The sequence below is a fragment of the Helicobacter sp. UBA3407 genome (genome assembly GCF_949747025.1).
GTDB classification, from domain to species: Bacteria; Campylobacterota; Campylobacteria; order Campylobacterales; family Helicobacteraceae; genus Helicobacter_D; species Helicobacter_D ganmani.
The window spans coordinates 1-8,655 of record NZ_CATKCB010000167.1; the positions used below are offsets into that span (position 1 = coordinate 1).

The 8,655-nt window shown below is 37.9% G+C and carries 8 protein-coding genes; all 8 read left to right on the top strand.

Features of this window, described 5'->3' with window-relative positions:
• Nucleotides 1-171 (top strand): 50S ribosomal protein L31 (rpmE, locus tag Q1553_RS06330; protein WP_300842827.1); only part of this gene is annotated, 171 nt, incomplete at its 5' end.
• Between the two features lie 9 nt (nt 172-180).
• The gene (gene rsmI / locus Q1553_RS06335; RefSeq protein WP_115551143.1) at nt 181-1,014 is read left to right on the top strand and encodes a 16S rRNA (cytidine(1402)-2'-O)-methyltransferase; all 834 of its coding nucleotides are present in this window, start codon (nt 181-183) and stop codon (nt 1,012-1,014) included.
• Between the two features lie 33 nt (nt 1,015-1,047).
• Nucleotides 1,048-1,734, top strand: a complete 687-nt coding sequence (gene rlmB, locus Q1553_RS06340; protein WP_115551144.1) for a 23S rRNA (guanosine(2251)-2'-O)-methyltransferase RlmB — start codon at nt 1,048-1,050, stop codon at nt 1,732-1,734.
• A complete protein-coding gene (locus tag Q1553_RS06345) occupies nt 1,721-2,650 on the top strand; it encodes a hypothetical protein (protein WP_297570974.1) in 930 nt (309 codons plus the stop codon). The genes rlmB and Q1553_RS06345 overlap by 14 nt, the downstream gene beginning before the upstream one ends.
• Nucleotides 2,644-3,498, top strand: coding sequence for a hypothetical protein (locus tag Q1553_RS06350; RefSeq protein ID WP_245944201.1), 855 nt, complete (start codon nt 2,644-2,646; stop codon nt 3,496-3,498). The genes Q1553_RS06345 and Q1553_RS06350 overlap by 7 nt, the downstream gene beginning before the upstream one ends.
• Nucleotides 3,499-3,516: 18 nt before the next feature.
• Nucleotides 3,517-4,734 (top strand): LL-diaminopimelate aminotransferase, encoded by a 1,218-nt coding sequence (locus tag Q1553_RS06355; protein WP_115551146.1) that lies wholly within the window; start codon nt 3,517-3,519, stop codon nt 4,732-4,734.
• A gap of 13 nt (nt 4,735-4,747) precedes the next feature.
• On the top strand, nt 4,748-6,127 hold the full coding sequence (locus Q1553_RS06360) for an NCS2 family permease (RefSeq protein ID WP_115551147.1): 1,380 nt from the start codon (nt 4,748-4,750) through the stop codon (nt 6,125-6,127).
• A gap of 7 nt (nt 6,128-6,134) precedes the next feature.
• Complete coding sequence (locus tag Q1553_RS06365; protein WP_300842826.1) at nt 6,135-8,594, top strand: heavy metal translocating P-type ATPase; 2,460 nt, start codon at nt 6,135-6,137, stop codon at nt 8,592-8,594.
• Nucleotides 8,595-8,655 lie beyond the last annotated feature (61 nt).

Below are 8,655 nucleotides of genomic sequence, written 5' to 3' on the forward strand. Positions count from 1 at the left end.
TGCAAAGTAACTTGCGTTACTAGTGGCAAAGAAATAGAAGTCCTAAGCACAAAACCTACTTTAAGAATTGACATTTCTTCGTTTTGCCATCCTTTTTATACCGGTTCAGACAAAGTTGTAGATACCGCAGGAAGAGTGGAGAAATTCAAGCAAAGATACAACCTCAAATAACCCATTCTTATGGTTACTTTTCTGCCAACTCCTATTGGCAATCTACAAGATATTACATTGCGCACAATAGAGGCTTTAAAACATTGCGAAGTGCTATTATGCGAGGATACAAGAGTCAGCAAACGATTAATTGCACTGCTCACAGAGCGTGGGATTCTCTCTTTTAGAGATTATCAATATTTTTCCTTTCATACGCATAACGCATCGCAATTTCTTAGTCAAGCAACAGAAGAGTTTTTCAGTCAAAAAATTGGCTTTTTAAGCGACGCTGGAATGCCATGTATTAGCGACCCTGGCGTAGAGCTTGTGCGATTCTTGCAGGAGAGAAGTTTGCCTTATGAAGTGTTAGGTGGGATTAGTGCAGTTACTTTGGCGGTAGCATTTAGCGGAATCATAGAAAAAGAATTTAGCTTTTTAGGATTTCTGCCACACAAGATAAAAGAACGTTTAGAATCCCTACACAGAGCATTCAAGAGCCCTTATCCTGTTGTTTTTTATGAATCGACACACAGATTGCTAGAAACCTTAGAACTAATGACGCAAATTGATTCCTTGCGCATAGTTTTTTTAGCAAAAGAATTAACAAAAAAGCACCAACAAACCTTTAAAGACACCTTAAAGCAAATCAAAGAATCTTTTACGCAAAAATGCCGCAAAGATTCTGCATTTCTTAAAGGCGAGTGGGTGATTATTCTTAGCCCTACAACAGACCAACAAGAAGAAAAAGTCCTGACGCAAGAAATGGTATTAAGCCTAGAGATTCCGCCTAAAATAAAAGCTAAGATTCTAGCAAAATTAAAGGGCGGAAATGCGAGTGAATATTATGAATTATTAACAAAATAAACAAAAAATTTAAGAAAAAATAGGATAAAATCAATGATTGTTTATGGGAAGCACATTGCTGAACTTGTTCTTTTAAAACATAGCGAAAAAATACAAACCATTTACCTTGCTAAAGAGATTGACAAAAAGCTGTTTCAGGCTTTTGCAAAGCTAAATATCCCATTGCTTCGCGTAGATTCCAAAAAGGCGCAAGCTTTAGCAAAAGGTGGAAATCATCAAGGCTATTTGCTAGAGATTTCCCCTCTTGTGCCATTGGAATGGAATGCCATTAAGACAATGCAATTTGTGCTAGTGTTGTGCGGTGTTAATGATGTTGGGAATCTTGGGGCACTCTTTCGCAGTAGTTATGTGCTAGGTGTAGATGGAATCGTAATTTGTGGCTTAAAAGAATTAAAACAAGAAGGGGTATTGCGCGCAAGTGCAGGAGCAATGTTGGATATGCCCTTTGCAGTCGTGCATAATGCGCTAGATGTTGCAAATGAGCTTAGATTGGCTAATTTTACCCTTTATGGAACCAATCCAAAAGGCACACATCTCACGCAAATACCAAAGGGCAAAAAAGCATTATTTTTAGGAAATGAGGGAGAGGGTTTGGGAAATAGAATCTTAAAAAAAATGGACCAAAACCTTGCTATTCCGCAAAAAAGAGAGTTTGATTCTCTCAATGTCAGCACAGCGGGTGCAATTTTAATAGATAGGATTATGAATGGAAGATATTGAAAAATTAAAAAAAATTGGAGCAAGAGAAATCTCAAAACACACACATATGGCGTTAAACAAAATCCAATTTATTTTGGATTCCAACTTTGAAGCACTCCAAGACCATACGACAACGATTGGATTAGTCAAGATTTTGGAGCGCGAATATAATGTCAATTTACAAAAATGGCAAGAGGAATATAATGAGTTTTGGAATAACCGCCCTGACCAAAAACAAGAAAGCCTAGAAACAGTCATTAATTTCAAGGTTACGCACGAAGTCATCAAACAAAATAATTCCCAAAAATACCTCATTCTTAGTGCAATTATTATCCTCTTTTTGGGTGTTGGATTTTATGCTTGGACAAATTTCTCTGACAATTCCGCTAAAGAAACTACCAAAGAGCCAACACCAATAGAATCTCAACATACTAACCCCAATGTAGAACTAGAAAATACAGAAAACAATGCCACAGAAAATATAGTAGCTCCCGCTACATCTGCAAAAGACGAACCACTACCCACAAATACTTCTTTAGACGCCTCTGCCTCTGCGCCTCTAAATGAGCTACCACAAGTTGCTAATACAGAAAATACACAAGATTCTATCCAATCTACACCCAACACCCCAACACAAGCTATTACAACATCTACACGCAAGTTAGAAATCGTCCCTCGCTCCAATGTTTGGGTTGGAATCGTGTATTTAGATACACGCAAAAAAACTTCACTCCTAACAAGCAATGCCATAGAGATTGACTTAACCCGCCCGCAAACTATTATTACAGGACACGGAATGCTAGATTTAAACAACAATGGCGAACTAACAAACTACAACAAAGCAGAAAAAATGCTTTTTTGGGTAGATGAAGCAGGAAACTTCAGTGAAATTACGCTTGCACAATATAATCAACATACAAGGGGATTAGGGTGGTAGAAATAACCCGCAAATGCTTATGGATTGTCCTTTTTGTTTGTCTGCTAGAAAACTCTATTAATGCACAAACTCCTACATTACAAAATCCGATTGATTACAAAGTTGCGCAACTCTTAGGCGTGCAAGAATATAAAACAAATCAAAAATTTATCCAAAGACTCTTTAGCAATCAAAGATATTTTTTGGATAGTGCAGGACAACCAGATTTATATAAAATCTCTCAAACACTTAAACAAAATGGTTTATTAAAGCTCACTTTTAAGCAACCAATGGAACTTGAAGTTACCTTTAGTGTCAAGGAAAATCCAACCACTTTTACAAATGTACTCTATGATATTTTAAATGAAATGGGATATTATTACTTTCTACTTAAAGAAAGTGTGCTTAACGAACAACAATTTAAGTTTATTCTCTCTATGAATACTGAATATGCGATTGACCCTACGCTTTTACAAGAAAAACTATACGATTATGGCTACAAAGTTTTAAATATTGAACGAAGCCACATATATCAATGGAATTACATTATCACAAATACTACATTTCAATACCCAAAAGCAACCAAATTAACCACCAATGAAACGAATCACAAAGCCAATCTAAAGGGAGAATATTGGTATCAAATTGATAAAGGTAGCCGACTAGAAGTCAAATCAAGCAATGGAATCCTATGGTATCCAAAATTAATATTTTTTGATAAAAATCTGAATATTTTAGAAATTATTAGCAATCAAAAATCCTCACAGGCATTCCAAAAAGAGATTCCAAAGGGAGCAATGTTTGTAAAAATCACGGATACTTTTTTGCCCATTACAACAAAAAATGGCTTAGATGTAACACTAAAATGAAAATAAAAAGGAGAAAAAATGTTTAAAGAAATTGAGTTTGAAAGAATTAAAAGATTACCAAAGTATGTTTTTGCTGCCATTAACGAAATTAAATTAAAAATGCGTCAAGAGGGCGAAGATGTGATTGACTTTAGTATGGGAAACCCCGATGGCGCAACTCCAAAACATATCATAGATAAACTCTGTGAAGCAGCACACAAGCCCAAAAATCACGGCTATTCGGCAAGTAAAGGAATCTATAAACTCCGTCTTGCCATTGCAGATACCTACAAACGCAAATACGGAATCACTTTAAATCCCGACACACAAGTTTGTGTTTCTATGGGCTCTAAAGAGGGTTATGTGCATTTAGTCCAAGCAATTACAAATCCCGGTGATACTGCAATCGTTGCAGAGCCAGCTTATCCGATTCATTATTATGCCTTTATGCTAGCGGGTGCGAATGTAGCAACTTTTGGGTTAAAGTGGAATGAAAACTATGAATTAGATGAAGAGGCTTATTTTGAATCTCTACAAAAAGCCCTTAAAAACACAATGCCCAAACCAAAATTTGTTGTAACAAACTTTCCTCATAATCCTACCACGGTGGTTGTTTATAAGAGATTCTATGAAAGACTTGTGAATCTAGCAAAACAAGAGCGATTCTATATCATAAACGATATTGCCTATGCGGATTTGAGCTTTGGAGGTTATGTTGCACCCTCTATCTTTGAAATAGAAGGTGCGCTAGATGTCGCCGTAGAAGGCTATACTCTTTCTAAAAGCTATAATATGGCGGGTTGGCGAGTGGGTTGTATGGTAGGTAATGAAAAGCTCATTGGTGCGTTACAAAAAATCAAAAGTTGGCTAGACTATGGGCTTTACACTCCGATTCAAATCGCCTCTACAATTGCCTTAAATGGCGACCAAACTTGTGTGCAAGAGATTGCCCACAAATACGAACATCGTATGGAAGTGCTAATTGATAGCTTTGGAGCAGCTGGGTGGAAAATGACAAAACCAAAAGCAAGTATGTTTATTTGGGCGGAGATTCCAGAATGCGCTAAACATCTAGGCAGTATGGAGTTTTCTAAACAGCTTTTGCAAGAGGCAAAAATCGCGGTAAGTCCGGGAATTGGCTTTGGCAATCACGGGGATAATTATGTTCGTATTGCTCTTATAGAAAATGAAAATAGGATTCGTCAAGCAGCAAGAAATCTTAAGAAATTTTTAAAACAATTTGAATCCAACGCATAGGCGCGGGGAAATAATGGTAAAGAAAGAATCGCAAAACCATAGTAATACACAACAAGCAAGAAACCACCAAAAACACAACCCTTTAAGCTTAAAGCAGCGAGTAGAGCAATATTTTCAGCTTCCAACCAAAGGAAGTAATATCAAAACAGAATTTTTAGCGGGCTTTACGATTTTTTTGTCTATGCTCTATGCGATTCCCGTCTCCGCAGAGATTCTCTCTCAAGCAGGAATGCCTAAAGAAGCCTTAATTACCGCAATTACACTTATTACAATTCTTTCTACTCTTGTGTGTGGAATCTATGCAAACACTCCCGTTGCGATGAGTGTGGGAATGGGGCTGAATGCGTATTTTACTTATGGTGTTGTGCAAGGCTATGGAATCTCGTGGCAGCAGGGCTTAGGAATCGTATTTGTTTCGGGCTTGATTTTTGCTTTGATTTCATTGAGCAATTTTAGGGTTTGGATTCTGAAATCTATCCCTAAAAACTTGCGTTTTGCTCTTTGTGTTGGACTAGGCGCATTTCTTGCAACCATTGGCTTAAAAGGCTTAGAAATATTCACGCTCCAAAATGATAATTTATTGCTCGGCGATTTAAGCCATATTACAACCCTTTTAGGAATTGTTGGGATTATGGTTGCGCTTGTTTTGTATGTTTTAAAAGTCAAAGGCGCGTTTATCCTTACGATTGCATTGCTTAGTGGAATAGGATTCTTATTTGAAATCGCACAAACCCCCACGCAAATCTTTTCCTCTCCTGCTTCTATTGCGCCCATTGCATTAGAGTTAGACGTGTTTGGCATTCTGAAATTCGCCTTTGTCCCTGTGATTTTAATGCTAATGGTTACGGATTTGTTTGATTCTTTAGGCACACTTTCTGGGATTGGAATCAAGGCAAATCTGTTTTATGGCTTAGACCACACAGAACGTGATACACCGCTAGAGCGCACCTTGCAAATAGATGCAGTAGCAACAATGGCTGGAGGGCTTCTTGGCACTTCTACAACAACGAGTTTTTTAGAATCCGCAAGTGGCACTGCCGCAGGAGGACGAAGTGGGCTTAGTGCAGTATTTGCGGCATTATTTTTTTGCTTGACACTTTTTATTTTGCCCCTGTTTTTGAGCATTCCCTCCTTTGCGATTTATCCCATTTTAGTTGTGATTGGTGCATTTATGTTTTTAGAGATTTCACATATTGATTTTAGCGATACAGATTCTTTGATTGCAAGTTTTTTTATCATTCTTTTAATGCCCCTTACAACCTCCATTACAATTGGATTAAGTGCGGGATTTTTAGTGTATTTATTGCTTATAATCACGCAAGGACATTGGAGTAAAATTAGCGGTGGATTGCTTTGTATCACATTTTTAAGTGTAATACCTTTTATTTTTTAGGGATTCTATGAAACATCTTTGCGACCACTGCCATTTAGAGTTTGACGAAAAGGTGTTGCTTAAAACCAAAATTGGCAAGGAGGAAAAGTATTTTTGTTGTAAAGGCTGTGAGGGCGTTTATAAACTCTTAAATAGCGAGGGTTTAGAGGATTTTTATAGCAAATTAGGCAACAACACCTTAGAACCTGCAACACAAATCTTAGAAAATGAAAGTCTAGATTCCTTTGATTCTGCGCCATTTTTTGAACGTTATGTGAGCGTGAAAGAGAATTTGTGCGAGATTTCTCTTATTTTAGAAAAAATCCATTGCATTGCTTGTGTCTGGCTGAATGAAAAAATCCTTGCCAAAACAAATGGAATCATAAAAGTCAATCTTAACTACACCAATAACAAAGCCACAATTCTTTATAATCCAAAGGCGATTAAGATTTCTCAAATCATTCAGACAATCCGACAAATTGGTTATGACGCACACGCTTATGACCCGCGCTTACAAGAAGCTTACGCAAATAAAGAAAAGCGTGATTATTACATTAAAATGGTAGTTGGAATCTTTTGCGTGATGAATATTATGTGGATTGCCGTAGCACAATACGCGGGGTATTTTAGTGGAATCTCTAATGAAATGCGCAATATTCTAAACTTCGCGGGATTCGCACTCTCTACCCCTGTGCTATTTTTTAGCGGAATCATTTTCTGGCGTGGTGCTTGGGCTGCGCTAAAATTTAGAACACCCAATATGGATTTACTCGTGATTAGTGGGGCAAGTTTGGCTTATCTTTATTCCATTTATGCGAGTTTCAAAGGTGGTGAGACCTACTTTGAATCTGTTGCGATGATTATTACTTTCGTGTTAATTGGCAAATTCTTGGAAGTGCGTGGCAAAAAAAGTGCGGTGGATAACTTAGATAAACTCAATGCGCAAATGCCCTTGAGTGTGCGGGTGCTACAAACTCCACAAAATTCGGAATCCCAAATCACTAGGGATTCCAATCCTACACAAGACTTCCAAGAAATCGCAATAGAATCTGTGCGTGTAGGAGATATTGTGCAAGTGCGACCGGGGGAACGCATCGCACTTGATGGGGTTTTGTTAAGCCAAGAAGCACTCTGTGATGAAAGTGCAATGAGTGGTGAATCCTTACCACGAATCAAAAATGCAGGGGATTCCATTTATTCTGGTTCTTTAGCTCTAAATTGCCCCTTTGAATATCAAGTCTGCAAGGTTTTCAAGGATTCTTTGATGATGAAAATTGTAGGTTTGGTGGAAAACTCCCTCAATGCGCGCCCCAAGATTCAAGAAGCAGCCGATTATATCTCGCATTATTTTTCCCTTGTGATTCTCTCCCTTGCTTTCGGCACTTTGTTGGTTTGGGAATATATGCTAAATGCACCTTTTGAACGCTCTTTAATGGTGATGATTTCTGTGATTATCATCGCTTGTCCTTGCGCACTTGCCCTTGCAACCCCGATTGCCTCTCTTATTGGACTTAGTGAATCCTTAAAACACAAGATTCTTTTCAAGGAAGCGCGGTTTTTGGAAACCATTGCCAAAGCTGACACATTGGTGCTAGACAAAACAGGAACATTAACAGAGGGTAAGCTTAAAGTCTTAAATGTGCGGTATTTTAACGCTCAAAATGCACTAGATTCTAAAGATTGTGGAATCCTATATTCTATGCTCACACAAAATGCCCACCCTATTAGCAAAGCAGTATTAGAGTTTATTGGACAAAAAAATGAAGTAATCTCTTTAGATTCTATGATACAGATTAATGCGCGCGGAATCGTAGCAAAGGTGCAAGATAACACTTATCTAGGCGGAAACTTGATGCTTTTACAAGAGCATAATGTAGAGATTCCAACTCCTCTGCAAGACACACAAGCAAGCGTGTTTTATTTTGCCAAAGATTCTAAGATTTTAGTGGAATTTACCTTACAAGACACTCTTAAAAAAGATGCAAAAGAGACGATTGCAGCATTGCAACAAAAAGGGATTGCCTGCATACTTTTAAGCGGTGATAATGCGGGGGCTTGTCAAAGTGTCGCACAAGTTGTTGGAATCACAGAATATTATGCCGCACAAAGTCCGCTAGATAAGGCAAATTTCATTGACAAACTACACAAACAGGGCAAAATTGTCGTAATGGCAGGCGACGGCATTAACGATTCCATTGCGCTTGGCAAAAGTGATATTTCCATCGCAATGGGTGGCGGCATTGATTTAGCTATTAGCGTGAGTGATGTCGTCGTGCTTGACGATAGCATGCAAGGCATATTGGATTCTTTTAAGATTGGGCAGCGCACTTATCGGTTTATTTTGCAAAATCTTGGAATCTCTCTTGTGTATAATGCCCTAACGATTCCGCTTGCAATGGCAGGCTTTGTGATTCCTCTTATTGCGGCACTTTCTATGTCGCTTAGCTCTTTGCTTGTAGTGGGAAATAGTTTAAGAATCAAAAATTAAGGAGTAAAAAAGATGGAATTTTATCAAAAACTTAATGCACTTTGCATAGAGATTCTATCAA